25 protein-coding genes and 1 pseudogene are annotated in these 26628 nt (G+C 57.3%); 18 read left to right on the top strand and 8 right to left on the bottom strand.

Annotation, left to right across the window (positions count from 1 at the left end; genetic code table 11):
• On the bottom strand, nucleotides 1-735 hold the full coding sequence (locus ACSQ3I_RS25280) for an autoinducer binding domain-containing protein (RefSeq protein WP_436003505.1): 735 nt from the start codon (nucleotides 733-735) through the stop codon (nucleotides 1-3).
• A 373-nt stretch (nucleotides 736-1108) separates the two neighbouring features.
• Between ACSQ3I_RS25280 and ACSQ3I_RS25285 the strand changes: the two genes are divergently transcribed.
• The 8 genes from ACSQ3I_RS25285 to ACSQ3I_RS25320 all read left to right on the top strand — a co-directional run bounded on the left by ACSQ3I_RS25285 (nucleotide 1109) and on the right by ACSQ3I_RS25320 (nucleotide 8968).
• On the top strand, nucleotides 1109-1324 hold the full coding sequence (locus tag ACSQ3I_RS25285) for a helix-turn-helix domain-containing protein (RefSeq protein ID WP_436003507.1): 216 nt from the start codon (nucleotides 1109-1111) through the stop codon (nucleotides 1322-1324).
• 174 nt (nucleotides 1325-1498) lie between these two features.
• Complete coding sequence (locus tag ACSQ3I_RS25290) at nucleotides 1499-1693, top strand: hypothetical protein (RefSeq protein ID WP_436003509.1); 195 nt, start codon at nucleotides 1499-1501, stop codon at nucleotides 1691-1693.
• Nucleotides 1694-1953: 260 nt separating this feature from the next.
• Nucleotides 1954-3504 (top strand): methyl-accepting chemotaxis protein, encoded by a 1551-nt coding sequence (locus ACSQ3I_RS25295; protein ID WP_436003511.1) that lies wholly within the window; start codon nucleotides 1954-1956, stop codon nucleotides 3502-3504.
• A gap of 262 nt (nucleotides 3505-3766) precedes the next feature.
• Nucleotides 3767-4861, top strand: coding sequence for a GGDEF domain-containing protein (locus tag ACSQ3I_RS25300; RefSeq protein ID WP_436003513.1), 1095 nt, complete (start codon nucleotides 3767-3769; stop codon nucleotides 4859-4861).
• An 821-nt stretch (nucleotides 4862-5682) separates the two neighbouring features.
• A complete protein-coding gene (locus ACSQ3I_RS25305) occupies nucleotides 5683-7203 on the top strand; it encodes a PAS domain S-box protein (protein ID WP_436003515.1) in 1521 nt (506 codons plus the stop codon).
• A complete protein-coding gene (gene fixJ, locus ACSQ3I_RS25310; RefSeq protein WP_436003517.1) occupies nucleotides 7190-7810 on the top strand; it encodes a response regulator FixJ in 621 nt (206 codons plus the stop codon). The genes ACSQ3I_RS25305 and fixJ overlap by 14 nt, the downstream gene beginning before the upstream one ends.
• 88 nt (nucleotides 7811-7898) lie before the next feature.
• Nucleotides 7899-8237 carry a transcriptional regulator gene (locus tag ACSQ3I_RS25315; RefSeq protein ID WP_436003519.1) on the top strand — a complete coding sequence of 113 codons (339 nt, stop codon included), beginning with the start codon at nucleotides 7899-7901 and terminating at the stop codon, nucleotides 8235-8237.
• 86 nt (nucleotides 8238-8323) lie between these two features.
• On the top strand, nucleotides 8324-8968 hold the full coding sequence (locus tag ACSQ3I_RS25320) for a helix-turn-helix domain-containing protein (protein WP_436003521.1): 645 nt from the start codon (nucleotides 8324-8326) through the stop codon (nucleotides 8966-8968).
• Between the two features lie 379 nt (nucleotides 8969-9347).
• Here the strand turns inward: ACSQ3I_RS25320 and ACSQ3I_RS25325 are convergent, their stop codons facing one another.
• Both ACSQ3I_RS25325 and ACSQ3I_RS25330 read right to left on the bottom strand, forming a co-directional pair.
• Nucleotides 9348-9731: a VOC family protein gene (locus ACSQ3I_RS25325; protein WP_436003523.1), complete on the bottom strand. Its 384-nt coding sequence runs from the start codon at nucleotides 9729-9731 to the stop codon at nucleotides 9348-9350.
• A 590-nt stretch (nucleotides 9732-10321) separates the two neighbouring features.
• Nucleotides 10322-10558: a helix-turn-helix domain-containing protein gene (locus tag ACSQ3I_RS25330; RefSeq protein ID WP_436003525.1), complete on the bottom strand. Its 237-nt coding sequence runs from the start codon at nucleotides 10556-10558 to the stop codon at nucleotides 10322-10324.
• A gap of 231 nt (nucleotides 10559-10789) precedes the next feature.
• Here ACSQ3I_RS25330 and ACSQ3I_RS25335 point away from each other — a divergent pair, with 231 nt between their 5' ends.
• The 6 genes and pseudogenes from ACSQ3I_RS25335 (at nucleotide 10790) to ACSQ3I_RS25360 (ending at nucleotide 17511) form a co-directional block, all read left to right on the top strand.
• Nucleotides 10790-11743: a GGDEF domain-containing protein gene (locus tag ACSQ3I_RS25335; RefSeq protein WP_436003527.1), complete on the top strand. Its 954-nt coding sequence runs from the start codon at nucleotides 10790-10792 to the stop codon at nucleotides 11741-11743.
• Nucleotides 11744-11793: 50 nt separating this feature from the next.
• Nucleotides 11794-12027: a DUF6894 family protein gene (locus ACSQ3I_RS25340; protein ID WP_436003529.1), complete on the top strand. Its 234-nt coding sequence runs from the start codon at nucleotides 11794-11796 to the stop codon at nucleotides 12025-12027.
• A gap of 84 nt (nucleotides 12028-12111) precedes the next feature.
• A pseudogene (locus ACSQ3I_RS25345) lies at nucleotides 12112-13044 on the top strand (bifunctional enoyl-CoA hydratase/phosphate acetyltransferase); the annotation flags it as partial.
• Between the two features lie 118 nt (nucleotides 13045-13162).
• On the top strand, nucleotides 13163-14392 hold the full coding sequence (locus tag ACSQ3I_RS25350) for an acetate/propionate family kinase (protein ID WP_436003531.1): 1230 nt from the start codon (nucleotides 13163-13165) through the stop codon (nucleotides 14390-14392).
• Between the two features lie 26 nt (nucleotides 14393-14418).
• Nucleotides 14419-16812: a phosphoketolase family protein gene (locus ACSQ3I_RS25355; protein WP_436003533.1), complete on the top strand. Its 2394-nt coding sequence runs from the start codon at nucleotides 14419-14421 to the stop codon at nucleotides 16810-16812.
• A gap of 60 nt (nucleotides 16813-16872) precedes the next feature.
• Nucleotides 16873-17511 (top strand): CBS domain-containing protein, encoded by a 639-nt coding sequence (locus ACSQ3I_RS25360; RefSeq protein ID WP_436003535.1) that lies wholly within the window; start codon nucleotides 16873-16875, stop codon nucleotides 17509-17511.
• Nucleotides 17512-17575: 64 nt separating this feature from the next.
• Here the strand turns inward: ACSQ3I_RS25360 and ACSQ3I_RS25365 are convergent, their stop codons facing one another.
• The 3 genes from ACSQ3I_RS25365 to ACSQ3I_RS25375 all read right to left on the bottom strand — a co-directional run bounded on the left by ACSQ3I_RS25365 (nucleotide 17576) and on the right by ACSQ3I_RS25375 (nucleotide 19129).
• Nucleotides 17576-17824: a hypothetical protein gene (locus ACSQ3I_RS25365; RefSeq protein ID WP_436003537.1), complete on the bottom strand. Its 249-nt coding sequence runs from the start codon at nucleotides 17822-17824 to the stop codon at nucleotides 17576-17578.
• Between the two features lie 167 nt (nucleotides 17825-17991).
• Nucleotides 17992-18243, bottom strand: a complete 252-nt coding sequence (locus ACSQ3I_RS25370; RefSeq protein ID WP_436003539.1) for a YdcH family protein — start codon at nucleotides 18241-18243, stop codon at nucleotides 17992-17994.
• A gap of 49 nt (nucleotides 18244-18292) precedes the next feature.
• Nucleotides 18293-19129 carry a universal stress protein gene (locus ACSQ3I_RS25375; protein ID WP_436003541.1) on the bottom strand — a complete coding sequence of 279 codons (837 nt, stop codon included), beginning with the start codon at nucleotides 19127-19129 and terminating at the stop codon, nucleotides 18293-18295.
• A gap of 418 nt (nucleotides 19130-19547) precedes the next feature.
• Between ACSQ3I_RS25375 and ACSQ3I_RS25380 the strand changes: the two genes are divergently transcribed.
• The 4 genes from ACSQ3I_RS25380 (at nucleotide 19548) to ACSQ3I_RS25395 (ending at nucleotide 25092) form a co-directional block, all read left to right on the top strand.
• A complete protein-coding gene (locus ACSQ3I_RS25380; RefSeq protein ID WP_436003543.1) occupies nucleotides 19548-21182 on the top strand; it encodes a sensor histidine kinase in 1635 nt (544 codons plus the stop codon).
• 189 nt (nucleotides 21183-21371) lie between these two features.
• Complete coding sequence (locus ACSQ3I_RS25385; protein ID WP_436003545.1) at nucleotides 21372-23396, top strand: HAMP domain-containing methyl-accepting chemotaxis protein; 2025 nt, start codon at nucleotides 21372-21374, stop codon at nucleotides 23394-23396.
• Between the two features lie 232 nt (nucleotides 23397-23628).
• Nucleotides 23629-24465: a universal stress protein gene (locus tag ACSQ3I_RS25390; RefSeq protein ID WP_436003547.1), complete on the top strand. Its 837-nt coding sequence runs from the start codon at nucleotides 23629-23631 to the stop codon at nucleotides 24463-24465.
• A 243-nt stretch (nucleotides 24466-24708) separates the two neighbouring features.
• Entirely contained in the window at nucleotides 24709-25092 is a 384-nt protein-coding gene (locus tag ACSQ3I_RS25395) for an ArsR/SmtB family transcription factor (RefSeq protein WP_436003549.1), read from the top strand.
• A 28-nt stretch (nucleotides 25093-25120) separates the two neighbouring features.
• Here ACSQ3I_RS25395 and ACSQ3I_RS25400 read toward each other — a convergent pair whose 3' ends face one another.
• Both ACSQ3I_RS25400 and ACSQ3I_RS25405 read right to left on the bottom strand, forming a co-directional pair.
• Entirely contained in the window at nucleotides 25121-25405 is a 285-nt protein-coding gene (locus ACSQ3I_RS25400) for a hypothetical protein (protein ID WP_436003551.1), read from the bottom strand.
• Nucleotides 25406-25471: 66 nt separating this feature from the next.
• A partial coding sequence (locus ACSQ3I_RS25405; RefSeq protein WP_436003553.1) for an HAD-IC family P-type ATPase occupies nucleotides 25472-26628 on the bottom strand: 1157 nt, incomplete at its 5' end.

The following is a 26628-nucleotide window of genomic DNA, read 5'->3' on the forward strand; positions in this document are numbered from 1 at the left end:
CTAGTCGATCAGGCGTCTGCGGATCGCCTCGGCAATCGCCTGCGACCGATTGGCTGCTCCGAGCTTCTTTACCGCGTTCTTGATATAGCTATTGACGGTGTCGCTCTGATAGCCCGTCTGTGTGGCAATTTCCTCGCTGGTCAGTCCGAGGCTTGCCTTGGCGAGACAAGCGATTTCGCCCTTCGTCAAGCGCATCTGCTGCGCGGCGAAACGCTCCATAAGCGGCCTGGTAATTTCCGTGTGGATCCCGCTGGACACCAAAGAGAGAAATTGCAGCTCTTCTGCATCGAAGGGCGTCTCCCGGGTGTAACAGACGGCCCCATATACCAGATCGTTGCGCATAACCGGGAATAGCGTCCGGTTTCGAATTCCAAAGGATCGAGCCAGATATTCCACGCGTTGTGGCGGAGGGGTCACCGCATAGACCTCGCTTTCCATAAGGACTCCCTTGCAGTCGCGCGCTGCCAGTGCGAAAGGATCGACCGCGGCAAGCCTGTCAGCGGTGTAGGCATCCACATAGGCGGGAGGCATGTCGGTATCGACCGATACGCCGCGGCCAAACCGATAGTGATCAACGTCCAGACCACTGATGTAAATGTGGTCGAATGGCACAGCCAATCGAAAACGATCGATAATGTTGCTCCGGCCGAAGTGCCGGTGACTGGGAACCGATCGCAAGTCCTGGTATTCGTCCAGTGCATTGGGGCTGGTTGTCGACAGGGGTGTTATCGGCATTTGTTTCTCTGAATTGACTTAGATCAACTTTTGGGGTGAAAAAATTTCTCAATGGTTAAACGGGCGCTCTCAATTGTCATTTGAAAACTTCACCCCGCCGGATCCTGCCGCTCGAACATAACTGCCGCCGGCGGGAGGAACAGTCTCGCTTCCAGCCAAAAAAATGTCGATCTCGCGACCATAAACACTCCCATTCTGCTGCGGTTAACCGTTCTTGAACGCATCTACTCTATTTCTAGGACAATGACCCGCGAACGCGACTGGTCAAAGCTGTTGCTTCCCACGAATCAGGACCGGGCTACCTGCGAATGGCGGTCTCCAGCGTGAATTAGTCTCTAAACGAGCGTCGTAGCGCGAGAAACACTCAACTGGAATGAAAACAGTGGCAAGACAGCGTGGAAGGGCAAGCGACATTGATCCGGTTGACATCGCTGTCGGCGCCCACATTCGCGCATTGCGCCAGGCTCGAGGAATATCGCAATCGGCCCTTGGAGCATATCTAGGTGTCACGTTTCAGCAGATCCAGAAATATAAAACGGCAAGAATCGGTTGTCGGCCAGCAATCTGCATCATCTGGCCACACATATGAAGGTCGGGATCCCAGCGTTTTTTGAGGGTTTGGCATACTACCCAGCCGACACGATCGAGCCTCTCTCCTCCCAGACCTATGAACTGGGGAGACAGTTTGAAACGATCAAGGAGCCGTCTGTGCGCAAAGCGGTTGCGACGCTTGTCAGGAGATTGGCCCATCCAGGTTCATCAGATGCCTGATCTCGACGCATCGTCGTTCTCGGAAATCGTGCTGGGTACGCCCTCGACCGCCAGCCCTGCACGCATCGCCGGTGGCGAAAGCGAACGCCTGAACTCGGGTTTGATCGCGACGATCTTCGCATTTTTTGCAATCCTCTTGATGGCAGTCATCGCTTATCCGAGGCCGGGATTTCTGCTTGTCGTCTAGCCACCGGGGACCAGCGAAAGCCAGACAATTTCGCTTATCGCGGATGCCGGTGGACAATTTGTCTCGTCCAGCGCGGCCAGCTGGATTGCCGTGGCCTACTCCGAAAACCCACAATTTAGTCAAACCGCCCGACACGGCGGGGCATTACTCGTCATCGCAAGCCCGCTTCTTTCCGGCTGCCTATCGTCTCGCCCTACCCTATAGAAAGCAACGCCATGCGCGCATTAGAACGACTGAGAGTCCAGGCCTCCTATGGAATAATGGGTCTGCTGTGGATCAATTTGCTGCTGCTTGTCGGGCGGCTGGTGTTTCGCGAGGAGAGCTTCGATTGGCCCGCGACCTTTGCAACCTTCATGATGGTGGCGATGGCCACGGCATGCTGGTTAAATGGTCGCGCCAGTGCGACGACCCGGATCGTCTCCTCGCTGGCACAGGCCGGTACGGTGGCAATGCTCGTTTACGTCTTTTCGGGATCGCCGCTTCAGATCGACATTCACATGTATTTCTTCGCCTCGCTTGCGATCTGCGCGGCCTGGGTCGATTGGCGTGCGATTGCCGCTTTCACCGCACTTGTCGCCGTCCATCACCTGGCTCTTTACGTCGCGTTGCCGCTGGCCGTTTTTCCAGGTGAATCGCACTTCTACCGCGTCGTGCTCCACGCGGTCGTCCTGTTGGTCCAGGCGGGCGCACTAGTCACGATGACGTCGGCCATGGTCAAAGCCTTCCTGACCGCCGAGCACTCGATCGAGGAAGCGACCAAGTCCCAGAAGCAGGCGCTCGACATGTCCGAGAAGGCACGCGCAGCTGATGCACAGATCCTCGCCCAGCGCCTGGAACAGGAAAAGGTCGCTGCGGAAGCCCATCGCGCCGTGACACATGCCGTGGAAAGCCTGCGGCCAGCGCTTACCAAGCTCGCGACCGGAGACCTCACCGTACGTATTCATGAACCGCTCGCCGGCCATATGGACGATCTTCGCACGGCGCTCAATGCGTCCATCGAGCAGCTCCAACGCGTCCTTGAACGGGCAAGCCATGCAGCCAATTCGGTTCGTAGCGGCTCGCGCCAGATCAGCCAGGCGAATGACGAATTGTCGAAGCGCACGGAACGGCAGGCGGCCGGCGTGACCGAAACCGCGGTCGCCCTAGCGCAGGTCTTGACGACGGTGCGGGAAACCTCCGCGACGGCCGACATTGTAGGCGAGATGGTTGATCAAGCCGCTCGCAGTGCTGAAGAATCCGGTGCGGTCGTCACGAGTGCGGTCGAAGCCATGGTAACGATCGAGGCCTCCTCACGCGAGATCGGTCAGATTATCGGCGTCATCGACGAGATCGCTTTCCAGACGAACCTCCTGGCGCTCAATGCGGGCGTCGAAGCGGCGCGCGCCGGGGAAGCCGGAAAGGGTTTCGCCGTGGTCGCCCAGGAAGTCAGGGAACTGGCGCAACGCTCTGCCTCGGCGGCCAAGGAAATCAAGGTGCTCGTCAGCAACTCCGCCGATCACGTCAACAATGGTGTCGCGCTGGTCGGCCGTGCCGGTGATGCGCTCAAACGCATATCGGGCGAGGTCTCTGGAATGTCGGTGCATGTGTCGAAGATCGTGCAGAAGTCGCGGGAGCAGTCGGCCGGGATCCATGAGATCGAAACTGCCGTGTCGCAGATTGATCGCGACACCCAGCAAAACGCCGCGATGGTGGAAGAATCCGCTGCTGCGTTGCACTCCGTTGCTGGTGAAGCCCAGAATCTGGAGCAGCTGATTTCCGGCTTCAAGGTATTCAACGGGACAAATCTAAAACAACAGTACCGCGCCGCGTAAGCAGGAAAACTGGTCGAGTTTTACAATGCCCCTAGCTTCCCATTCGAGTAATGGGAAGCTTATTTGGATCACATCCTGGAACGTTATTACGACGTTAACTTTCTTATCTTATTTTTTTGCCGGCCCGCTTGACTGGCGAGCTGGAGAGTATGCCCGGAGATCCTCATTGATTTGGCGTTCTGGCATAAACGCCAGTTGCAGATCGTAAGCTGCCACATGATTGCAAAGAACGATAGGAGACGGCTGCAACCGTCGGGACAATATGGATCTGGCGCTCTTATCGGTAGGACTATTCAGAGGCATTGCCTATTCTTCGCTGGTAATTCTGGCGTATTCCGTGGCCATCAGGATGAGCCGATCCCAGTTTCGCTGCAATCTGCTTGTGGGATGCCTGTTTGGCGTTGTGTCCGTGGCAACACTGACGGATCCGGTCCATTTTGGTGGTGGCATCTCCTACGACGGACGTGTTGCAGTGCTGGCCCTTTCCTACACGTTCTCCGGCCTGATCGGCTCCACGATCCTTATTATCGTCGCTGGCGGCTGTCGCCTGCTGGCTGAGGGCCAGTCTGCTGTCGCGGAAGTCCTCGCCATCGTGGCGACCGTGATGATTGGCTATGCCATCGCGAGGATGCCTGATCGGAGCTTTTCATGGCGGTTTTCAAGATCGGTGATGCTTGCCCTTACCGCACCTTGGCCCATGGTGATCTCGGTCTGGCGAGGTGGTTCCGTTCCGTTGTCGGTGTTCCTGGAAACAGCCCTACCCTTCGTCGCCATCAATGCGATCGGCGTTGTACTGCTTTATGACCTGCTCTCTAACGAGCGCAAACGCTGGGCGCTTTTCCAGGCCTTGGAACGCGATGCGGCGATCGACCCGTTGACGCGCCTCGCGAACCGTCGCGCATTTTTTGCACAGGCCTCGTCGATACTCGAAGGCGCCGTGAGTTCACCGGCAGATTTCGCCGTGCTGATGATCGACATCGACCATTTCAAGATTGTCAACGACACCCATGGCCATGACGTTGGTGACGACGTTCTCGTAGCGATTGCCCACGCGATCTCGACCTGCATTCGAAAGTCGGATGTGGTTGCACGATTTGGCGGCGAAGAATTTGTAGTGCTCCTGCCTGGCGCACGAATGGACAGTGCGAAGGTAATAGCGGAACAAATCCGCAAAGCGGTAGAACAAACCAGCGTGCCTGCCGGGTCGAAGGTCGTATCCATTACGATCAGCTTGGGAATCGTGGCTGGGAATAGAGAACAGATGACGGTCAAGGCAGCCTTAAAGAGTGCGGATGAAGCGCTCTATGAGGCGAAGCGAAATGGCAGGAATCGAGTGGAACTGGCAGTTGCCGCGTGATGCGGTGAATTGACAGGGAAGCCTGAACAGCAAGAGCGCGACGGTGGGACGCCTTGACCGGCCGTATTATGAACTCGAGATTAAGTCGCGTCATCGGCGAGGCGACCGCTATGCGGCTTCGTAACCAGCGCTCGTCAAAGGGTTCGCGCCTGGCCTGACTGTGTGGCCCGCTAGAAATTCCTGCGAGTTACATGAAGTTGTTTGTCCAGATTCTCGAAGCGACCCAAACAATCTGCACTGATGGAGCAAAGATCGTCGCCTGGATCGGGCTGGATTTGTCAAACGGGCGTGACTTATACTTCAAAAGGTCTCGCCTCAGCAGAAAGGATGCTGCCGCGTCTTGAGACGCGAAACGGTGTCGTCAGGTCGAGAAGTGGTGGTTACGGCATGGATTTGGGGCAACTTTTGGCGCGACGAGAAGCCTTCTGCGAGACGGTGCTTAGAGTTTATTCGCGAGCGGCGAAGTGAAAGCCGCGGGGGATAGCGAACTCGTCGAGATCTTGGAAAGTTACACAAATCTGCTGGCAGAGGTTGTTGAAGCCCTCGACATTGAGATAGCGAGGCGCGACAAAGACCAAAGCCAATTCGCCTAGCAGGACATCTGCACGGTTAGCTTACGTCTTTCCGAGACACTTTTTGCAACGACGATATCCGTCTGGCAAGAAACCTTATGGGATGGCGGCGACCCATGCCGAAACATCGAATATCGTTCGCCTTACCCCTATATTCGCGTTCGATAATTTGACAAAAGTTACTTCTTTCGGCTTACCGTATATGGCAGTCTGCTCCGTAATTTAGCACGATTCCGTGCCGGAGCATAAATGAATTTCAGCAGGGTCGCCAAAGCGAGAGAAAGCATTATCGATTTTCTTCTCAATCGGTCTCATACACAACGGACAAGCTATCTTGTGGCCGTTGCGGTGACCTGTCTGGCGCTTCTGGTGAGGTTGGGTCTACAGGGATTGCTCGACGACCGCGTCGTCTTCACGCTCTTTCTTCCAGCCATCCTGATCGCCTCGGTTCTGGGAGGGCTTGGACCGGGCCTGACTTCACTCGCACTGTCTCTCCTGGGGGCCGCGATCCTTCTTCAAACACACCCCGAGAGGTCTTTCAGCGTCCCCGAAATGGCGGTCTTCGCGCTGGTCGGGGGTTCATTTCTTCTCATCGGCGAAGTGTTGAGGATCGCGCGTTCAACGATCTCGGAATCGGCTCAGATGCTGTCGGTTCGCGAGGCCCATCTCCGCTCGATCCTCGATACCGTTCTCGATGCCACGGTCGTCAGCACGAAAGAGGGTACGATCGTTTCCTTCAATGCCGCCGCGGTAAGACAGTTCGGCTATAGCGAATCCGAAGTCATCGGACAGAATCTGCGGATCCTGATGCCCGAACCCTACCGGCATGAACATGATGGTTACATCGACCGTTACCTCGAGACGGGCGAGAAGCGGATCATCGGCGTCGATCGGGTTGTCATGGGCCGTCGCAAGGACGGGTCCACCTTCCCGATGAAACTTGCCGTAGGTGAGATGCATTCGGCTGGACAAACCTTCTTCACCGGCTTTATCCGCGACCTGACAGAGCGGGAGGAGTCGGCAGCCCGCCTGCAAGAGATCCAGGGCGAGCTGGCCCGGTTGGCGCGTCTCAACGAAATGGGAGAGATGGCTTCCACGCTTGCGCATGAACTGAACCAACCGCTTTCTGCCATCGCAAACTATGTGCATGGCTGTTCGCGGCTGGCACGTGATCTAGACGGCGAGCCCGCCGTACGCATGCGTGAGGCGCTCGAGGAGACGTCTAAGCAATCCATGCGAGCCGGGCAGATCATCCGGCATCTGCGAGAGTTTGTTAGCAAGGGGGAGACCGAGAAGGCCCCGGAGAACATTCTCAACCTCGTTGAGGAGGCCGGGGCTCTGGCATTGGTGGGTTCAAGGGAGCGTGGCGTGTTCACGGTCTTTGATTTCGCTGAAAATGTCGATCTCGTATTGGTCGACCGGATCCAGATACAACAGGTGCTCATCAACCTGATCCGGAATGCCATCGAGGCAATGCGCGACACGGATCGCAAGGAGCTCAAGGTCGGTGTCGCGGCAACCGCAAATGGACAGGTCGAGGTCGTCGTCGAGGACACCGGGACCGGAATTCCCGAAGAGATAGCCTCTCAGCTTTTCACACCATTCGTGACGACGAAACCCGGCGGCATGGGCATTGGCTTGTCGATTTCCAAGCGGATTGTCGAATCTCATGGAGGCGCGATGCACGCGCATGGCAATACCGCCGGCGGATCGACCTTCCGTTTCACCATACCAGCATATAAGGAGGGACAGGGACATGCCTTCGGATGATTATACCGTCCACATAGTCGACGATGAAGAGGCGGTCCGCAAATCCCTCGCTTTCATGCTGACCATGAACGGGCATGCTGTGCGCGTTCATGAAAGTGCAACCGCCTTCCTCGAGTTCGCGCCCAATATAAAGAGCGGTGTGCTGGTCACGGATCTTCGGATGCCGGATATGAGTGGTGTCGAACTGTTGCGGTGTCTCGCGGCCGGCAAGACGATGCTGCCGTCGATCGTTATCACGGGACACGGCGACGTGCCGATGGCTGTCGATGCGATGAAGGCAGGCGCCGTCGATTTCATAGAAAAGCCTTTCGAGGAATCCGTCTTGCTGGACGCCCTCGAACGCGCGGCCCTGCAACTGAAGCAAAAACCGGTCGATTCCGAGGATCTGGCTTCCGTGCGGCAACGGTTCGAGCTGTTGTCGGAACGCGAAAGACAGGTGCTCAACGCAGTGGTGGCCGGCTTGCCAAACAAGTCGATTGCCTACGATCTCGATATTAGCCCGCGCACCGTCGAAGTGCACCGGGCCAACGTCATGTCGAAGATGAAGGCGCAAAGTCTTCCCCAACTTGTCCGGATGACGATGGCGGCGGGTTTCGGTCCGAGTTAGATTTGATCCTGCGCAAGGCGCGGCCTGATCCGATCCATTATTTTCGAACCTTCCAGCGACATCAATCGCGCGAGATTTGGGTTCGAACGTGGATGATCGAAACACAATAACTGTCGTTGCGCCGGACACGGGTCTTAGGCGATCGCTCGCGTTTGCGCTCGAAGCGGAGGGTTTTGTCGTTGAGTCTTTTGTCGACTTGGTCGCAGCGAAAGCATCCATGCAAACGGCCGATTGTGCAGTCGTCGATGCGCGGGTGTTGAAAACGGAGGAAGATGTCTGGCTATCGCTCGGAAAATTGAGACGAAAGGCCATCCTTCTGACGACTGGGATTACGTCTTATGCCGACCGGGGCGCGGCGGCTGAGCTATCGACTCCGTTCAATGGCAACGAGCTCATCGAGCTGCTCGACCATTTGCCAGGCCCGTAAGGGTTTTCCCTTAGAGGAACAAGCGAATTTTCCAGAGGTCCACCATGCTGCATTCTCGGTCCATCAAATCACCTTGGAGGCAACCGATGCTGGCCTATTCCGACACTCGCCCCGCTCCCGCAACACGAGCCGTGAGCTTTGCCGACAGAATATCTGTTGCCCGCCTCTCTCCGATTTCCACCTTTGCCGCGGAAGCGGAAGTGTATGCGCAAGGAGAAAAAGCCGGCTCGTTTTACCAGATTGAATACGGCGCAGTTCGCATCTTCCGTCTGCTGGCCGATGGCAGACGGCAGGTGGTCGCGTTTCATCTCGCAGGTGAGACATTCGGCTTCGAGGCCGAGGACAACCACCACTTTTTCGCCGAAACCCTGGTGCCCACGGCACTGAGAATCTTCTCGCAGCCGCGGCATGATGCGGTCCCGGCAGACATGATGAGAACCGCCTTGCAGGCAATGATCAAGGCGCAGCAACATCTTCTTGTGATCGGCAGGCAGAACGCCGGCGAACGCATCGCCGCCTTCTTGATGGATATGCTCGACCGGCAAGGCGAGTTTAACCAAGTTGAACTCCCGATGAGTCGTCAGGACATGGCCGACTATCTCGGCTTGACGATCGAGACCGTCTCACGCGTGCTTTCGCGGTTCCGCGCCCAAGGGGTCATTCGGTTACTCAGTAGCCGCAGTGTCGAACTCCTCAAGGTCGATACCCTCCGTCGGCTCGCCACCTCCTGACCATGTAATTCCCCAACAAATGCTTAATTCAAGGATCTAGTGTGCGTATCACGTTCGAAGCAGAAATGCCGGTAGGCGCCTCGGTCATACATGTCGTGGAACCAACCCTGGTTGAGAACGGCAGACTGATCGGCGTTCACAACGGCATAAGGCGTAATTTTGCGCTCTCCGACATGCATGACATTTATTGCACAGAGACGGCGAAGTTAATCTCCGTCGTTCAATGCCAGTTGGCATGCGAGGGATGCGACCGTGACTGTGCCTGGCTGATCCGCAATTGATATCAGAAATCCGTTTGTCTGATGCGCGCTGGCGATGAAGATGGCTGTTCCGATGGGAATTTTTCGACCGTAGTAGACGCGGCTTCGACTCGATTGCACTATGACTCCGACCGTTCCTGAATGCTCTGGCCGATCCGCCAGAGAACGCTAGACGGATCAACAAGGATGAAGTCACGGATGCCCCATGGCCGGTCTTCTGGAGGTGCGGCCCGAACGAGATATTTACGGGCGAGGTGTTGCGCTTCGACATGTTCCCACCAAGCGTCAACGTCCTCGACAAGCAAGTGCATCATGAAATTTTCGGCGTGCTGCTGATTGTAGAAACGCTGAAGCAGAAAGCTCGCACGACCGGTGTAGAAAAAGGCCAGCTGATCGGACAACAGTTCCTCCACGAAACCGAGGTCGCGGTAAAAACGTCTGGAAAGCTCGAAATCCTTGGCTGGAACGAACGCCTTGATTTCGACCGGTGCCAGATTTGCCATGGCTGCCCCGCCTAATATCGCTTACAAACCGACACTCTAAGCGAATAAACGCCACTCGCAAGCTCTGGAATTGGTTTGCGGTCGCTGACAACCTCGCCGCCAAGGAAGATTGGTAGGAGTTTTGAGGTCATGCAAGTGGTTCCGCATCCGCGGATTGTTTTCCTCTTGAGGGAGAGGATGTCGATGCCATGCACGGGCGCCGATCAGGCGGCAATCGGGACCGGATCCAGAGGGGGTTTTCACCGAATGACGGTACTCTGGAAGGCCGGTCCCGAAGCTTCACGGGCTAGTGCCCGCCTTTCGCGAGCGTCGTCATGATAGATTATTGGGGCTAAAAGATGGTTGCAACTAAATTTTGCGGATCAAGTAGTCGATATCACTGAAACCCGATGCCAGATTTCTTTGAAAGTATGCTTCAAAGCTACCGGCTAAACAGCGCTCCCGAATCTTTTACTTGCCCTCCGTCACGCGATAAGCTTGGATAAACCGTCTTGAATGTCGGGAGGTTTGAGCTCCAGCTCAAGATTGTGTCCTTAATGGGCAGGGAGGACGAGATCGATTGGAGGAGATCGATTTCACGGCTCGGCAGGTCAGCTCCGCGACCTGTCGGGCAACTCCTGAGCCTTTCCCGCTTCAATGCCGATCAGCAGAATTGACGGCGCGATATTCAGCCCATTGGCAATCCGTTCCAGGTTGTCGATCGAGATATTCCGCTCGCCGCGTTCCACTGCCCCGAAATACGAACGATCCATGTCGATCATCAAGGCAAAGTCTTGCTGACTGATACCGCGCTCGCTGCGGTATTTGCGGATATTGTCTGCTACCACCTGGCGCAGGGCTCCTGGATGCGTCCTTTTCACCCGTAACACATCAAGCGAAAGCCGCTTTTAAGGCGACGGGTTTTAAGCACCATTTAATATTTTTATCGGATCTTTCAGCCTTCAGCGCTCGATAGAGTCGGTTTTCGCTACGATGCGGCGGACGAAACCATCTGTTGTAGCTGTAGCCTATCGTGGAGCGGGGCCGCTGGCCATTCTCAGGACGGCGGAGGATTGTACGTGACGGTGGTACCTGACTTCCCCACGGTGAACAGTTATATCGACCGGCTAGCCCGATTGTCGCGTGGATCGGCCATGATGCTTTCAATGGCTGCGCTCCTGGCAGTCGCTGCACTTGACTACTGGAGCGCCGGCTGGAGCCGTCTCCAGGTTTGTTATGCGAGTGCATACATCATCCCGATCGCCGTCGCTTCGTTCACACTTGGCCGGCAACTCGGCCTCGCCTTCGCCCTGGCGGCCGCTACCGTGACCCTGTCAAAAGGGTTCACGCTGACTGAGAGCTTCAACGCGGCCATCTGGATGCAGAATGCCGTGCCGCGAATTGCTGCATTCGCCTTCGTAACAATTTCCGCAGCAACCTTCCGACGGTCATATGATGCCGTGCTGATGCTCGCCGCGAGCGATCGAATGACCGGCGCCTTGAACAGAGCTGCCTTTCACCATTATGCGCCAGCCTTGCTGGATGCGACCCGGCGTCAGCGCGATTGCGCGTTGTTGCTGTTCATCGATCTTGACGACTTCAAATCTGTAAACGATCGCCACGGTCACGAAGCAGGTGATCGGGTGCTTCAGCTATTTGGCTCAGTTGCCGGCTCGGCGATGCGCCGCGGTGACTGCCTGGGTCGTATAGGAGGCGACGAATTCGCAGCTCTTATTCCGACGAGCTCGATCTCCGCGGCTCGCCAGCTTGCGGCCGCCCTCCATGAGAGATTCACACAAGCGCTGCACGCTTCCGATATGCCCGTAACATGCAGCGTCGGAGCGCTGGTCGCTACACCCGAGAATGCCGATCAACTTAACAGTTTATTGCGGCGCGCGGACAACCTGATGTATCAATCGAAGAAGGAGGGCAAAAACGCTTTCGTCTTCGACATCGCCGCCGAAGGAAATATGGAGCATGGATTTCCTGAGGATAGAATTGGACAGGCGAAGGCTCAAACTGCCACCAGATAGGCGCGCAAACCTTAGCTTGGGCTGCACGGATTTCGGGCCTGGGAGAGGCGATGGATCGGTATTTCTTCAACATCTCGTCCGGATCAAGGACAATGCAAGATGAGAGGGGATATCTCGCCGCCAACCGGCCGGACGCTATCGCCTACGCAAAAACCGTTGCCCGTGAAATCGCGATGGAGAGCAAGAAGCCGGTTTTCATCGAGATGCTGGATGCGGACGGACGGCTAGTCGCTCACATAGAACATCGCAGCCAACCTCGGCGCATGCGAACACCCAGTCGCTAGCCGTTGGTGCTTGCATTGCGCCTCTCAGTTGAGACATTGATCGGACCTTGAAACGTCTGGAGGAGCGATCAAGTGAACCCCGAGCTACGAGAACACGGGCGCTACGAGCCCTTCATCCGTCAAGCAACCGCCGATCCACCGATGCGCACAGCAATTGTCCATCCCTGCTCAGCGGATGCCCTTCTCTTTTCCCTGGACGCGCGAGAACAAGGAATTCTCGAACCCGTGCTGGTCGGGCCTGAACGCAAGATCAGAACGATTGCGGAAATGGCGGGCCGCAGTCTGGCGGGTGTCGAAATCGAACCTGTCGAGCATAGTCACGCGGCCGCAGCTCGTGCTGTGGAACTTGCCTCGTGCAGGGATGTCCAAGCTTTAATGAAAGGCAGTCTGCATACCGACGAGCTTCTCTCCGCCGTGATCGCTCCCGGCTCAGGCCTGAAAACCGAACGACGAATGAGCCACGCCTATCTGATGGACGTTCCTGCCTATGAGAAGCTGCTCGTGGTAACCGACGCCGCGATCAACATTCAACCGGATCTCGATCAGAAACGCGACATCTGCCAGAATGCAATCGACCTTCTCCGGCTCCTCGGCGTCGAAACACCGCTGGTCGCCGTTCTTGCGGCAGTCGAAACCGTCAACAGCAACATGCCGGCGACGCTCGACGCTGCGGCGCTGACAGTGATGGCTTCCCGGGGTCAGATCACGGGCGCGGTCGTCGATGGTCCTCTGGCCTTCGACAACGCGATTAACATTGAGGCAGCCCAGGCGAAACTGATTACCTCGCCGGTCGCCGGCCGTGCCGACATTCTGTTGGTGCCTGACCTTGAGGCCGGAAACATACTCGCGAAACAGCTTGTCTATTTTGCCGGCGCCGACGCTGCTGGACTGGTTCTCGGCGCGCGGGTTCCTATCATTCTCACGAGCCGGTCTGATCTGCCAAAGGTCCGATTGGCATCCTCCGCGCTCGCAAAAATCCTCGCCAAAGAATATCGGGCGCACCATATGCCTGATTGAGCTTTCGTATTGTGTGCATTGTCCCGCAAAACATTGGGTCTTAAATCTGCGCCAGCACATGAGGGCGTGCGAACGAGCAGATCGCTGCGGTTTGTAAGATAAGGAGTGAGAGGCTTCAATGAACGAAAGACTACTTCTGACCTTTAACGCAGGTTCTTCCACCGTGAAAATCGGCATTTTCGAAGTCACGGAGCAGCGGGCGGTTCATGTCGGCAAAGCGGTGATCGATCTTGGAGCAGAAGCCCTGACGCTCGCCCTGCGAAAAGGCTCGGACAAGCTCGATATTCCGCTGTCTCATCGTAAAGATGATCTGCCCGGCCTGATCAATGAAGTGTTCGAAAAGACCAGCCCGCATTTCGACCTCGACAACTTGATCGGCGTGGGTCATCGGATTGTGCATGGCGGAGAGGCATTTACTGGTCCCGTCGCCTTGAACGACGAGACTATCGCGCAGATCGACATGCTTTGCGAGCTTGCCCCACTGCACCAGCCGCACGCTCTACGGCTCATTGACGCGGTCAAGAGCGCTCGTGCGGACCTGTTCCAATCCGCGTCCTTCGACACGACCTATCATTCAACCCAGCCGGACATCGTCAGGCGTCTGGCGATGCCGCGCATCTTTCATGAGCACGGCATCAAACGTTACGGCTTCCACGGGCTGTCCTATCAATATGTGTCGCGATCACTGCGGTCTCTGGCCCCGGAAGTTGCGGGAGACAAGGTGGTTCTCGCACATCTTGGAAGCGGCGCCAGCCTGTGCGCGATCCATGACGGCGTCAGCGTGGATTCGAGCATGGGCTTTTCAACGCTCGATGGCATCCCTATGGCAACTCGGCCAGGCTGGCTGGATCCTGGTGTCATACTTCACCTGCTGGGGCCAGGTGGGAAATCCCTTCGAAAAATGGAGGATATTCTCTATCACAAGTCGGGCCTACTGGGTGTATCGGGGATCAGTGGCGATATCCGTGAACTGATCGATAGCGGCGCTGACGAGGCAAAACAGGCAATCGACCTATTTACGATCCGTATCGCTGGCGAAATCTGCCGTCTGGCAGCGACGCTTGAAGGCCTGGACGCGGTCGTGTTCACCGCCGGGATCGGAGAGAACCAACCTCTGATCCGGACCAAAATCGCCGATCGACTTTTGTGGCTAGGTTTCGACCTGGATCCCGAAGAAAACGCCAGGAACGCGCTGAAGATCAGCACGGCGGCCAGCCGGGTAGCGGTGTATGTCGTTCCGACCGACGAGGAATTGATGATCGCAGAGGAATGCCTGTCAGTGCTGCCGTCGGCGGAAACCACAAAGGAAATGATCCAGATCACGGAAGGCCGGCAAAGAAGAATCTAGTCTCAGCCACAAAAGGAACGGGAGCTATGGCGACAGGCATGGTGATGGAACAGGCAGGCTCGGTGACCGCAGAGGAACTCGAACTTCTGAACCGCTATTGGCGGGCTGCAAACTATCTCTCCGTCGGGCAGATTTATCTGCTCGACAATCCGCTGTTGCGCGAGCCGCTCAAAGCGGAGCACATCAAGCCGCGTCTTCTCGGTCATTGGGGTACGACGCCCGGGCTGAACTTCATTTACGCCCATCTCAACCGGGTTATCCGCGCTCGCGATGCAGATGTGATCTATGTCTGCGGCCCCGGCCACGGTGGTCCAGGCATGGTCGCCTGCACCTATCTCGAAGGCAGCTATAGCGAGATCTATCCCGACATTTCCGAAGATGCGGCCGGCATGCAGCGGCTGTTCAAGCAATTCTCTTTTCCCGGCGGTATACCGAGCCATGCGGCACCGGAAACGCCGGGATCGATTCACGAGGGCGGCGAACTCGGATATGCGCTGGTGCATGCTTATGGCGCCGCTTTCGACAACCCAAATCTAGTTGTTGCTTGCGTTGTCGGCGACGGCGAAGCGGAAACCGGTCCCCTCGCGGCCAGCTGGTTGTCGAGTAAGTTCATCAATCCTGCCCGTGACGGCGCTGTCCTGCCAATCCTGCATCTAAACGGCTACAAGATCGCCAATCCGACCGTCCTGTCGCGAATCGGCGACGAGGATCTGGAGCACTTGTTCCGCGGCTACGGCTACGAGCCATTTTTCGTCGAGGGTGAGGTAGCCACCGATATGCACCGGCAGATGGCGGCAACGATGGACGCCGCCTTCGACCGCATCCACGAAATTCAACGAGCGGCCCGCAGCGCGAAATCGCAAGCCTGCCCACGCTGGCCAATGATCGTGCTGCGCAGTCCAAAGGGCTGGACTGGTCCCAAGGAAGTCGACGGCAAGAAGGTGGAGAACTTCTGGCGCGCTCACCAGGTGCCCGTTGCCAATTGCCGCGAGGATACGGCTCACCGCAAGATCCTCGAGGACTGGATGCGCAGCTATGATCCCGAGGATCTCTTCGACCAGAATGGCCGCCTGAAGGAGGAGTTGAGGGCGCTTTCGCCCGGTGGCGAGCGGCGCATGGGCTCCAATCCGCATGCCAATGGCGGCCTCTTGCGCAAGGAACTCGTCATGCCGTCCATCCGCGACTATGCGGTGCCAGTAACCGACCGCGGCGCGCTGATGGTGCAGACGACGGAAATTCTCGGCCGTTTTCTGCGAGATATCCTGAAAGTCAACGAGGCCAACGCCAATTTCCGCATCTTCGGGCCTGACGAGACGGAATCGAACCGACTTGGCGCGGTGTTTGAAGCGACGGATCGCGTCTGGATGGAAAAAATCGAGCCTTACGACGTGCATCTGTCAAGGGATGGCCGGGTGATGGAGGTGCTGTCCGAGCATCTTTGCCAAGGCTGGCTCGAGGGTTATTTGCTGACGGGCCGGCACGGCTTCTTTTCCTGCTACGAAGCCTTTATCCACATCGTCGATTCCATGTTCAATCAGCACGCCAAATGGCTGAAGGTCTCCCGCGAGTTGCCCTGGCGCCAGCCGGTATCCTCGCTCAATTACCTGTTGACGTCGCATGTCTGGCGGCAGGATCATAACGGCTTCAGCCATCAAGATCCGGGCTTCGTCAATCTCGTAGCCAACAAGAAGGCCGATATCGTCCGCATATACCTGCCGCCGGATGCCAACACTCTCCTATGGGTCGGAGACCATTGCCTGAAAACCTGGGACCGCATCAACGTCGTCGTCGCCGGCAAACAGCCGGAACCGCAATGGCTCACGATGGACGAGGCAGTTCGGCATTGCGAAGCCGGAATCGGCATCTGGGACTGGGCTGGCAACGAGGAAGGCGCAGTGGCGCCCGATGTTGTTATGGCCTGCGCGGGCGATGTGCCGACGATGGAGACGCTCGCCGCCGTGATGCTGCTACGGGAGGCGATACCGGAACTGAAGATCCGCGTCGTGAATGTGGTCGACCTGATGGCGTTGCAATCGAATGACCAGCATCCCCATGGCCTCGTCGATGGGGCTTTCGACCGTCTGTTCACCACCGACCGACCCGTGATCTTCGCCTATCACGGATATCCCTATCTCATCCATCGGCTGACGTACAAGCGCAACAACCATAGCAACCTGCATGTGCGCGGTTTCATTGAGGAAGGCACGACGACGACGCCTTTTGACATGACGGTGCTGAACGAAGTCGATCGCTTTCATCTCGCGATCGAAGCGATCAATCGCGTCCCAAGCCTCGCGGAAAAGGCTAAACCCGCGTTGGAGATGTTGGCGGCACGTCTGACCGAACACCATCGATATATCCGGGAGTTTGGTGAGGACATGCCGGAAATCAGGGACTGGAAATGGGAGCCACGGAGCTAGCCCAAAGATCGGAAACCAAGCCCATTTATCAACGTCTGTCTCCTTGAACACGAGGTACCTATGATTGCACAGGATTTGATGACGAAAAGCCCGGTGACGGTGAACGAGCAGTCGAGCGTCAAGCGCGCTTTGGAGTTGATGGTCAAGCATGGCATAAGCGGGATGCCGGTCATCGGCGATCAGGGCACAATCAGCGGCATGCTGACGGAAGACGATATTCTCAGGCGCAGCGAGCTGAACGCATCGCTGAGCCTCCCCGAAAAGCCGGATAACGAATTTTACAGGCGTTATGTCAAGGCACACGGCGCCATGGTGTCTGATTGCATGTCCCGCCAACTGGTGTCGGTGCCGCCGAACGCCTCCGTGGCCGTGGTGGCGGGCCTGATGCGAGACAAGGGTGTGAAACGAATACCGGTGATCGATTCCGGGACGCTTGTCGGAATCGTCAGCCGCAAAGAACTCTTCAAGGCGATCGCGACCTCTCGAGACAATGTAGCAAGCGGTGGCGACGCGCTCCGACTTGCGCTTTCGACCCGATTGAAAGCGGAACTTGGGATGGATCCGGAGGCTATCGAGATGCGGATCAACGGTTCGGTCGCCGAGATCCACGGGAAATCATTCAGTGAAGATCTGAAGCACGCAATCCGGGTCGTGGCAGAAAACGTTTCGGGCCTGTCCGGCGTCAAGATCCTCAGCTAGAATGACGGCGGATCCTACGCCCAATTGGGCGTAGGAAAGGGTGGGCGTATTCCTAACCTCTGGGTTATCCGGAGATGAGGTCGCCGTTTCGCCACTGCTTCTTGCCCCAGTTGCGAAGACGCATGCGGCGAGCGACATAACCGGCCAATAGTGGTGCCACCGCGAAACTCACAACTACAACGACGGGGATCCATATCTTCAGATTGTCGGAAAAAGCAGGGACCATCAGCACGGTGACAATGCCGACCCCGAATAGGATGGCGTTGATCATCATGCTGCAGATGATTTTCAGCCATGTATCTGTGCTCAACATCTTCAGCTCCTTGGTGAACTGAAGATAAAACTGCCGCGAAGCCCTCATCGTTCCCTGAAGCTGAGATTCGCAGCAAGAACTCTCGCGCAACCTCTACGCCTAAGCGTGCAAAAAGGCGCCACTGGTCCAGCGACGCCTTCGTTGGAAGCCAGAGGGCCTCAAGCGCTCTATTCGACCGCCTGTTGGCGCGACAAAGCTTGAAAGATCGCATCCTTCAGTGACATGCGCGACTTGCGCATCTCGGTCATGTGCATGTCGTCTGCCGGCTGAATGTCCGTTTCAGCCAGATGGATCTTGTCATTCACGCTCTCGTATTCCTCGCATTGACGCGCGAAGTGACGATCTTCTTCTCTAAGCCTGCGCAACAGAGCGACATGTTCGGGAAATTCGTCGGCAAGACGATGGGGGGTATTGGACAAGTGATGCTCCTATTTTTGCCTACGTGAAAAGTGCCGGATGGTTCAGGATCTAGCGGGCGAGCAAAACCGGAACCGCCGAGCCCTCGAGCATGTCGCGGGTCACGCCGCCGAAGATGCGCTCGCGAAGTCTCGAATGTCCGTAGGCGCCCATGACGATGAGGTCGGCATCGATCGCGATCGCTTTTTCGTTAAGAACTTCGGCGACGGAACGCCCACCGCTTGCAACACGCTCCACCGAAACCGGTACGCCATGGCGCGCCAGGAACGTCGCAATATCTGCGCCCGGTTCGGCGCCGTTAACCCCGTGAAGGGCCGTAGGATCCACCATTGTCACCACGACTTCCTCTGCCGCCTTCAAAATTTCCAGCGCTTCCCGAACGCTACGACTGGCTTCGAAGCTCGAATCCCAGGCCAAGACGACCTTGCTTGGTGCAAGGGTGGCGTCCTTTTTTGGCGTGGCAACAAGAATTGGCTTGGGAGCGCCAAACAGCGCGCCGTCGATCGCACGGGCGCGCAACTCCGGATCCAGCTTGAGGCTGCTGCCGATCAGGACGATATCGGCATATCGTGCACGCATGCCGATCTGGTTATCCGCCAGCGCGATTTCCGTCTGCAACAGCTCCAGCTCGAACGATACGCCACTGGAAGCCAGATATTCCCTGGCTTCCCTTTCGGCCTCCAGCAGTTGGAGGCGGTCCCTTTCTCGTTCTTCCAGCCAGACTGTCGAGATTGCGCCGGCGTAGGCTTCGACTGCAGGCGGCACGAACATCGAGGCAAGCACTGCGACAAGATGGATCCCTTCCCTTTGCACAAAGGCAACGGCCGAGCGCAGATCCTCTTCAGGCTGATGCACGCTGATGACACTGATTACGGTGCGGTAAGACATGCCGATCTCTCCCAAAACTTATGGGACTAGGATAGGCGGGCCGAGACAAACGAGGTTTGATTAGAATCAAATACTCGCTCACATTCCGCCTTGCCCTCGCTGCACATGTTTCGAACGTCATGCCGGAGGTTCGCATACTTGTGGTCTCTGGCCGGATCAGGACGGCTGAAAACGGATATACCCTTTTCTGCCCTGTTCTGTTCTAAATCCTACTATGCTTCGCACATCACCCGAGCATTGGGTCTCTTCAAGAAGGCTGGGTAGCAACTCGATACTGCCGATCAGTTTATCACAATTGCACCATCACGTGTGAACCGCCCGCGATCATGGTTCTTTGCCCGTCAAAACATGGTATTGGTTCGCCGAGCAGACATATCCATTGCCTGCGTTGGTTGGGGACCTTGTGAAAAAGAGATTGATGGCCGTCGTTACGGCTGCGTTACTGCCTGCTCTGGGGATGCTGGCCTACAATGAGGTGGCACTCAGGGATCAAAGGAACGCTGAGCTGCATGTCCAGGCCGCTCAGGCGGCGCGCCAGGCCGCGTCGGAAGTCGATCGCATTATCGACGGAATGCGTAGTCTCCTCATCGCGGCATCGTCGATCCCCGCAGTCTTGGATCTGGAGCCTGAGGGGTGCGGGCAAGCACTGAAGAGAGCCTCCGAACGGCTCGTGAGCATTCGCACGATCCTGGTCATCGACCCCGCCGGAAAGTTGATCTGCGACAGTATCGGCACGGCGGCCGGCATGGATTTCTCGGATCGGCAATATTTTAGGGATGCCCTGACAGCACCCGATATTGTCATCGGCGGCTATACTATGAGCCGCTTGTCAGATGCGGCGATATTGCCCGTGGCCATGCCTATCCGCGACAATGGCGTCGTAATTGCGGTGATTGCGACCGGAATACGTCTCGAATGGCTCGAAGAGAGAATCCGCGAGCGGGGACTCTTGGCCGGTGGCGCGCTGACACTGGCGGATCGCGATGGGATTATCATTGCGCGCAATCCCGCACCGGAAAGGTTTGTCGGCACAGCCATTCCAGCCGCCTATCGGTATCTTGTCGATGAGAAAGCGCCCGGCACCATAGAGCTCGTAAGCCAGGACGGAACCGAACGGATTATCGGTTATGAGCCCGCGAGCGTCAATACACCGCTCTATGTAAGCGCGGGCATTTCTACGGAAGAGGCCTTTGCCAGCATCAACCGGGCCACTATCGCTGGAATTGCACTGATTGCGGCGGGCTCTCTTGTTGCGTTTCTAAGCGCCGTAGTCATCGGCGACCGGTTCATCCTGTCACCCATCGGACAGATTGTTGGTGTGCTCTCTCGATGGAGAGGTGGTGACACCACGGCCCGGACGAAAATGGAAGGACAGCACAGCGAATTGGGGATCGTCGGAGCGGCTCTTGACCAGTTGCTCGATGACCTCGATGAGCAAAGACAGAAGGCATCGGCGGCTGAGCAACGGCGCGCTTTGCTTGCCCAGGAACTCAGCCATCGGGTGAAAAATACGCTGGCGATCATCCAGGCGATCGCGCGGCAGACATTCCGGTCCTCCGACAAGCAGGAATACCTGTCTTTCTCGGAACGCGTCCAGGCTCTATCGGGCGCATATGACGCCTTGTTGTCTGACCGACAGGAGGCTGCCGACATCAACGACGTTGTCGAGCGTGCCCTGCGTCCGCATCAAAGTGCTCAGTTGGCCGTTCGCGCCGACGGACCGAACTTGCAGTTGATCCCGCAATGCGCGGTCGCGATGTCCCTGGTGGTGCATGAACTGGCCACGAATGCGGTGAAATACGGTGCGCTCAGCGTCCCGGAAGGACGCGTCGATGTCACCTGGGGCTTCGAGGATGACAGAATCGTCTTCGACTGGAAGGAACGTGACGGCCCGGCCGTCGTGGCGCCAGATCGCGAGGGCTTCGGATCAAAACTCGTTCGCAACGCGTTCCCTGCCGTATGCAATCCTGAGACAGATTTCCAGTTCGCGGGCGCAGGCCTGAATTTTACCTTGCGCTTGGCCCGCCAGGCCGCTGCTCGAAGCGAAAGCTGACGCCGTCATCGATCTCAGCGCATTGGTCAGCGCCATGCTGGTCTCTTTGAGCAGCGTCGTGGATCCGATACGCCAGCTCAACATTCGCGCCGCTGGATTAGACTTAAGGAATATTAAGATCTCAGCGCTAAATATGGGGTAAGGGGGCGGCAGAACCGCCCGAGCGCAGCGTCTATCGCGGAGATCGACATGAAAATCAGAGCCAAGATCAATTTACTCGTCGGATTGATGAGTCTTGTCGCGTGCATCATAGGCGGGCTTTCACTTTTCGCGGTGGAGAAATACCGCGCCCAGCAGCGGCTCTACGCGGAGGTCGCAGACCGAGCATACAAGGGTGAGCACCTCAATAGGCTGGTGACCGCAATCGTGATGGATGCGCGCGCGGTCTACGCTGCGAAGGACGCCGAAACGGCGAAGCAGTTCAGCGAAGGCATGACAAAATCACTGGCAAAGATGGAAAAGCTGATCGCCGATTGGCAATCCAAGGTTCCCGCCGACCAGAAGGCCTCATTCGACAAGCTTGTTGCGCGATCGGCCGAGTTCAAGACGTTCCGATCCGAAACCGTCCGGTTGAGCCAGGAAGAAGGGCCGCAGGCGGCCAACGTCCAGGGTAACAACGAGGCTAACCGGGCAAATCGCAAAGCATACCAAGCGGAGATCGACGCCATCGTTCAGATGGACCAAGCCGAACTCGCCGAACTGACCCAAGGCATGGACGCTTTCGGCGACACAGTCTTCTATTCCATCCTTGCTGCCACCTTGATCGGTGTCGCAGGCGGAACTCTTTGCGGCCTCAATATCGGTCGCAGACAATTGAGCATGCCCATTCTTCACCTGACCGCCTCCATGAAGGCTTTGGCAAAAGGCGACTACGCGACCCCCGTTCCTTTCGCCGGCCGAAAGGACGAAATCGGCGATATGGCCGCAGCCGTCGAGGTCTTCAAGACCAACGGCGTGGAAGTTGCCCGCATGAATGCTTCCGATTCCGCAATGCGTGCAAAAAGCGATGAGCTACAGGTCCGAATGGGCGGGGTTGTCGCGGCGGCAGCGGTAGGGGATTTCACGCACCGGATTGACAAGCAATGGGGCGTGGACACGCTCGATCGCTTTGCCCGTGACGTCGATCAGCTTGTCGCCAGTGTCGACACGGGGATTTCGGAGACCTGCCGGGTCATCAAGCGGCTTGCCGACGGCGATCTCACCGACAGCATGGACGGCAATTTCAAGGGCGCATTCGCCGAACTGCAACAGAATGTCAACGGAACGATGGAGACGCTGCGCGGCACGATGAAGAATGTGCGCGGCGCCACGGGATCGATCAACGGCAGTGCTGCCGAGCTCAGCAGCGCGACAAACGATCTTTCACGACGTACCGAGCAACAGGCGGCGGCACTCGAACAGACGTCGGCGGCTCTGGACCAGATCACAGCTGTCGTGAGAACATCAACGGAACGCGCCAACGAAGCCACCACGATGGTCGGTGAGGCAAAGGAGAGCGCCGTCCAGTCCGGCGCTGTGGTTCGCAGTGCAGTCGATGCCATGGGGCGGATCGAACAGGCGTCTCACGAAATTGCGCAGATCACCAACGTCATCGATGAGATCGCTTTCCAGACAAATCTTCTTGCTCTCAACGCCGGTGTCGAGGCCGCCAGGGCGGGAGAGGCCGGCAAGGGTTTTGCGGTCGTCGCCCAAGAGGTCCGCGAACTGGCCCAACGTTCGGCGACCGCAGCAAAGAGCATCAAGGGCCTGATCAACAAATCCGGTCAGGAAGTTGCCAATGGCGTGATGCTTGTCCAGAAGACCGGCGACGCCCTCTCTGAGATCGAAAAGCGTGTGTTGCTTATCAACGACCACATTCACTCGATCGCGATCGCGTCGCGCGAACAGGCGACCGGCCTGGCTGAGGTCAATACGGCGGTCAACCAGATGGACCAGGTCACGCAGCAGAACGCCGCAATGGTGGAGGAAACCTCCGCCGCCACCCAAAAACTGTCTGCTGAGGCCGACAGCCTGTTCGCAATGGTCTCTATCTTCAATATCGGCCGTGAGGAGGCAATCCGTGCCAAATATCCGTCGGCGTCGCGAGTTGCCGTCGCGACGACTGGCAACAAGCCACGAGTCTCGCCGGTCAAGGCCATGACTGGCGCATTGACGCGCGCTTTTGGAGGAAGCGCGACCGCGCTCGCGCCGTCCGACGACTGGCAGGAATTTTGAACTTAGAACGGGCGACCAAAATCGAAACCGGAAGAAGCAGAGGCACCCCCCTGCTTCTTCCGATGGCTGAATACAATGGTCGCTGGCCCGTGGCGCCTGCCCGGCATGTTGATCAACGACAATTGACCTAGCGCAAGTCCTCTCCCTCCTATGATTGTACAGTCGCGGTTGGAGGACGGCTTCGCCGTCGGACGAGTTAACGCATGCGTTCACCGCCTGGAGGAGACGAGCCATGACGATGCAGATCCTGGTGCCAATTCACACCTACCCTGACAGCAACGCGCCGTCACTTGCCGCCCAATCCGTTTCGATTGCCGAGCATCTTGCTGGTGAAATCCATGCATTGGAGCTCAATGTCAGGTTCGCGCCGATGCACAGTCCATTCTCGGGCCTGATGCTCGATGTCCCCGCGATGGTCTCTCAGGCGAGGGCGCAGTCCCGCCAAGCCGGAGCCGCGCTGGTTGCTTCGTTTGAAAAGGCAGCCTCCGACCGAGACGTCAAGCTGCGAATCTCACAGATAGAAGAAGTTCCGACCGCCTTAGGCGAAGCCATCAGTCAAAATGCCCGATACCACGATCTGTGCGTGCTTGGCCTTGGCCGGGACAAGCACCTCCTTCGCCAGACAGCAGAAGATGTCATCTTTCGCGCCGGGACACCGGCGCTTCTGGTGCCGGAAGATGCCGAGACCGCGAACTATTCGAACGTCTCGATCGCCTGGGATGGCAGCAGCGTCGCTGCCCGTGCCGTTCGCGATGCATGGCCCTTCCTGAAGCGAGCAACCACTATCTCGATCTTGTCTGTTCATGATGAAAAAGCTCTGCCTGCCGAGGATATCGGCCAGAAGCTCGCCAAATATCTCGATCAGCACGGGCTGAAGGCGCAAGCTTTGAAAATCAGTACGAAAGGTCGGCCGATCAGCGACACCCTTCAGGAACATGCCGGCGGCAAAAGCGGAGGCATCCTGGTGATGGGCGGTTTCGGCTATAGTCGGTTGCGAGATTTCGTGCTGGGTGGGGCGACAAACGGTATCCTGCAGAGCTTGGCGATGCCGGTTTTCCTGTCCCATTGAGACGGCGACTTGGCAAGCCGATTTTCCTTCCCATATCCCCAGAGCGTAAAACCCTCCCCATGAGGATAGTTTCAGGATCGAAGCATATACATATCGAGAACAGCGCTGCGCTGCGGAAAAGCTCACGGCATTTTTTCTCCCTCCCCTTGCTTCGATGAAGCGCGAGCATGGTGAGATGACGCAAGATTCGCACATGAGTGACCTGTGATGCTCGTCGGTCATGGAAGACAACAGGACCACTGAATGGCCAGTCACACATTCGATCCCGAATCCGCCGCAGCATTGCTATCCGCTATGGCGAACGCAAAGAGATTGACTATCTTGACGATCCTCGTTCAGGGAGAGAATGCGGTCGGCGCCCTGGCGGCTCAAGTATCGTTGAGCCAGTCCGCGCTGTCCCAGCATCTTGGCAAGTTAAGAGCGATGGGCCTCGTTTCGACGCGAAGGGATGCCCAGACCGTCTTTTACTCATGCAAATCTGAACGCGTGAAGGCTATCTTGGACCTGCTGGAGCAGATCGGCGGTGGAAATAAGGGGCAATCTCCGCCGGCAAAAGTGAAGCCGCGATCGATTGAAAAAATCCCTGCCGATCCGCCATCGGTCGCTCGTCGGCTGGTAACAACTTGATCAGGTCACGCCCAGGTGAAGTCCGCACTCAAGTGCGGGCGCCGATCAAACAGGCGAGATAGAGCGAATAAAGAAAGACAAAACCCCCACCCTCCCATCGGCTGACCTGTCGGCCGCTATGGAAGACCGGAAGGCAAAGGGCTGCAACCATAGCCATGACCGGAAGATCTATGATCACCAGCGTGCGAGCAACCTGGAAGATCGGCGAAATATTGAGGCGTGTGGTCATCCTTGTCCCGCCGGTAACGATCCATTTGGCTCCGAGGATCTGAAGCGCCAACCCGGAACCGCACCACAGCAGCGACGTCAGCATCGCCCTCCCCTTCCCTGGCCAGCGTCGTGACACGTCGTCGGAGACGAGTCCTTACGAACTCGCCCCTCATTGACGCAGCTCCTCAAACCAACCGAGCTTTCGCATCATAAGCTTTTCACATTCGAGGACGATCATTAGGCTCGCGCCGACCGCCATGATTAAAAGGCCGTCCAGAACACCGAGAGGGCGCGTTTCGAAAATGATCTGCATGAAAGGCGCGTAGGTGAAGAGCAGCTGCGCGGCCACGAGCACGGCGATTGCGCCGAGAACGGCCGGCGTTCCCCTGGCGCGCCCAAGTGTCATGGAGGGAACGTGGAGATAGCGGACATTGAAAAGATAGAAGATTTCTCCAACGACGAACATGTTGACCACCAGCTTTCGGGCTGTCTCAATGTCTCGTCCGGTTGATAAGGCGAAAAAGAAAACTGCCAGCGTCGCCGCCGCCAAGAGAATTGATACAACAACGACCCGCCACAAAAGGAAGGGAGACAGAAGCGGCGCGTTCGCCCGTCGCGGTCGCCTCGACATGACACCTGGTTCAGGAGGTTCGAAGGCCAGCACAAGTCCGAGTGTCGCTGCCAGAGCCAGATTGATCCACAGGATCTGCGTTGCAGTCATCGGCAAAGCAAAACCGGCCAGAATTCCCAACACCACGGCGAGCGTCTCCGCACCGTTGGTCGGGATCTCCCAGGAGATCACTTTGCGAATATTGTCCTGAACCGTCCTGCCTTCGCGAACGGCGTTGACGATCGAGGCAAAATTATCGTCCAGCAAGACCATCTCAGCGGCCTCCTTGGCGGCCTCCGTTCCTTTTATTCCCATCGCTGTGCCAACATCGGCCTGCCGAAGCGATGGCGCGTCGTTGACGCCGTCGCCGGTCATGGCAACAACGTGGCCATTGCGCTGCAAAGCACGAACGATCCGGAGCTTGTGTTCAGGCGTGGTTCTTGCGAAGACGGAAGTCGCCTCCACCCTGCGTCCAAGCTCTTCGTCAGTCATGGCTTCGACCTCGACCCCGGTCATGACTGCGGGATCTGCGGCAATATCCAGTTGGCGGGCGATTGCCAGCGCCGTTGCGGCGTGATCCCCGGTGATCATCTTAATGGCGATACCGGCGGACCGGCAGTGCGCAACAGCCTCTGCGACTTCAAGCCTCGGTGGGTCGATGAAGCCAACGACGCCCAGGAAGTCGAGACCCGTTTCGACCGCCTCGAATGTAAGCT

The sequence above is a fragment of the Rhizobium sp. LjRoot30 genome, assembly GCF_964253915.1.
Lineage (GTDB): Bacteria > Pseudomonadota > Alphaproteobacteria > Rhizobiales > Rhizobiaceae > Metarhizobium.

Excerpts from the sequence above, each read along its gene's own strand:
- fixJ (WP_436003517.1), top strand. The coding sequence starts at position 7,190 with ATGCCTTCGGATGATTATACCGTCCACATAGTCGACGATGAAGAGGCG.
- ACSQ3I_RS25325 (WP_436003523.1), bottom strand. The coding sequence starts at position 9,731 with ATGGCAAATCTGGCACCGGTCGAAATCAAGGCGTTCGTTCCAGCCAAG.
- ACSQ3I_RS25380 (WP_436003543.1), top strand. The coding sequence starts at position 19,548 with ATGGCCGTCGTTACGGCTGCGTTACTGCCTGCTCTGGGGATGCTGGCC.
- ACSQ3I_RS25300 (WP_436003513.1), top strand. The coding sequence starts at position 3,767 with ATGGATCTGGCGCTCTTATCGGTAGGACTATTCAGAGGCATTGCCTAT.
- ACSQ3I_RS25355 (WP_436003533.1), top strand. The coding sequence starts at position 14,419 with ATGGCGACAGGCATGGTGATGGAACAGGCAGGCTCGGTGACCGCAGAG.
- ACSQ3I_RS25280 (WP_436003505.1), bottom strand. The coding sequence starts at position 735 with ATGCCGATAACACCCCTGTCGACAACCAGCCCCAATGCACTGGACGAA.
- ACSQ3I_RS25375 (WP_436003541.1), bottom strand. The coding sequence starts at position 19,129 with ATGTCTTACCGCACCGTAATCAGTGTCATCAGCGTGCATCAGCCTGAA.
- ACSQ3I_RS25285 (WP_436003507.1), top strand. The coding sequence starts at position 1,109 with ATGAAAACAGTGGCAAGACAGCGTGGAAGGGCAAGCGACATTGATCCG.
- ACSQ3I_RS25360 (WP_436003535.1), top strand. The coding sequence starts at position 16,873 with ATGATTGCACAGGATTTGATGACGAAAAGCCCGGTGACGGTGAACGAG.
- ACSQ3I_RS25290 (WP_436003509.1), top strand. The coding sequence starts at position 1,499 with ATGCCTGATCTCGACGCATCGTCGTTCTCGGAAATCGTGCTGGGTACG.
- ACSQ3I_RS25385 (WP_436003545.1), top strand. The coding sequence starts at position 21,372 with ATGAAAATCAGAGCCAAGATCAATTTACTCGTCGGATTGATGAGTCTT.
- ACSQ3I_RS25395 (WP_436003549.1), top strand. The coding sequence starts at position 24,709 with ATGGCCAGTCACACATTCGATCCCGAATCCGCCGCAGCATTGCTATCC.
- ACSQ3I_RS25305 (WP_436003515.1), top strand. The coding sequence starts at position 5,683 with ATGAATTTCAGCAGGGTCGCCAAAGCGAGAGAAAGCATTATCGATTTT.
- ACSQ3I_RS25390 (WP_436003547.1), top strand. The coding sequence starts at position 23,629 with ATGACGATGCAGATCCTGGTGCCAATTCACACCTACCCTGACAGCAAC.
- ACSQ3I_RS25400 (WP_436003551.1), bottom strand. The coding sequence starts at position 25,405 with ATGCTGACGTCGCTGCTGTGGTGCGGTTCCGGGTTGGCGCTTCAGATC.
- ACSQ3I_RS25340 (WP_436003529.1), top strand. The coding sequence starts at position 11,794 with ATGGATCGGTATTTCTTCAACATCTCGTCCGGATCAAGGACAATGCAA.
- ACSQ3I_RS25320 (WP_436003521.1), top strand. The coding sequence starts at position 8,324 with ATGCTGGCCTATTCCGACACTCGCCCCGCTCCCGCAACACGAGCCGTG.
- ACSQ3I_RS25295 (WP_436003511.1), top strand. The coding sequence starts at position 1,954 with ATGGGTCTGCTGTGGATCAATTTGCTGCTGCTTGTCGGGCGGCTGGTG.
- ACSQ3I_RS25365 (WP_436003537.1), bottom strand. The coding sequence starts at position 17,824 with ATGTTGAGCACAGATACATGGCTGAAAATCATCTGCAGCATGATGATC.
- ACSQ3I_RS25350 (WP_436003531.1), top strand. The coding sequence starts at position 13,163 with ATGAACGAAAGACTACTTCTGACCTTTAACGCAGGTTCTTCCACCGTG.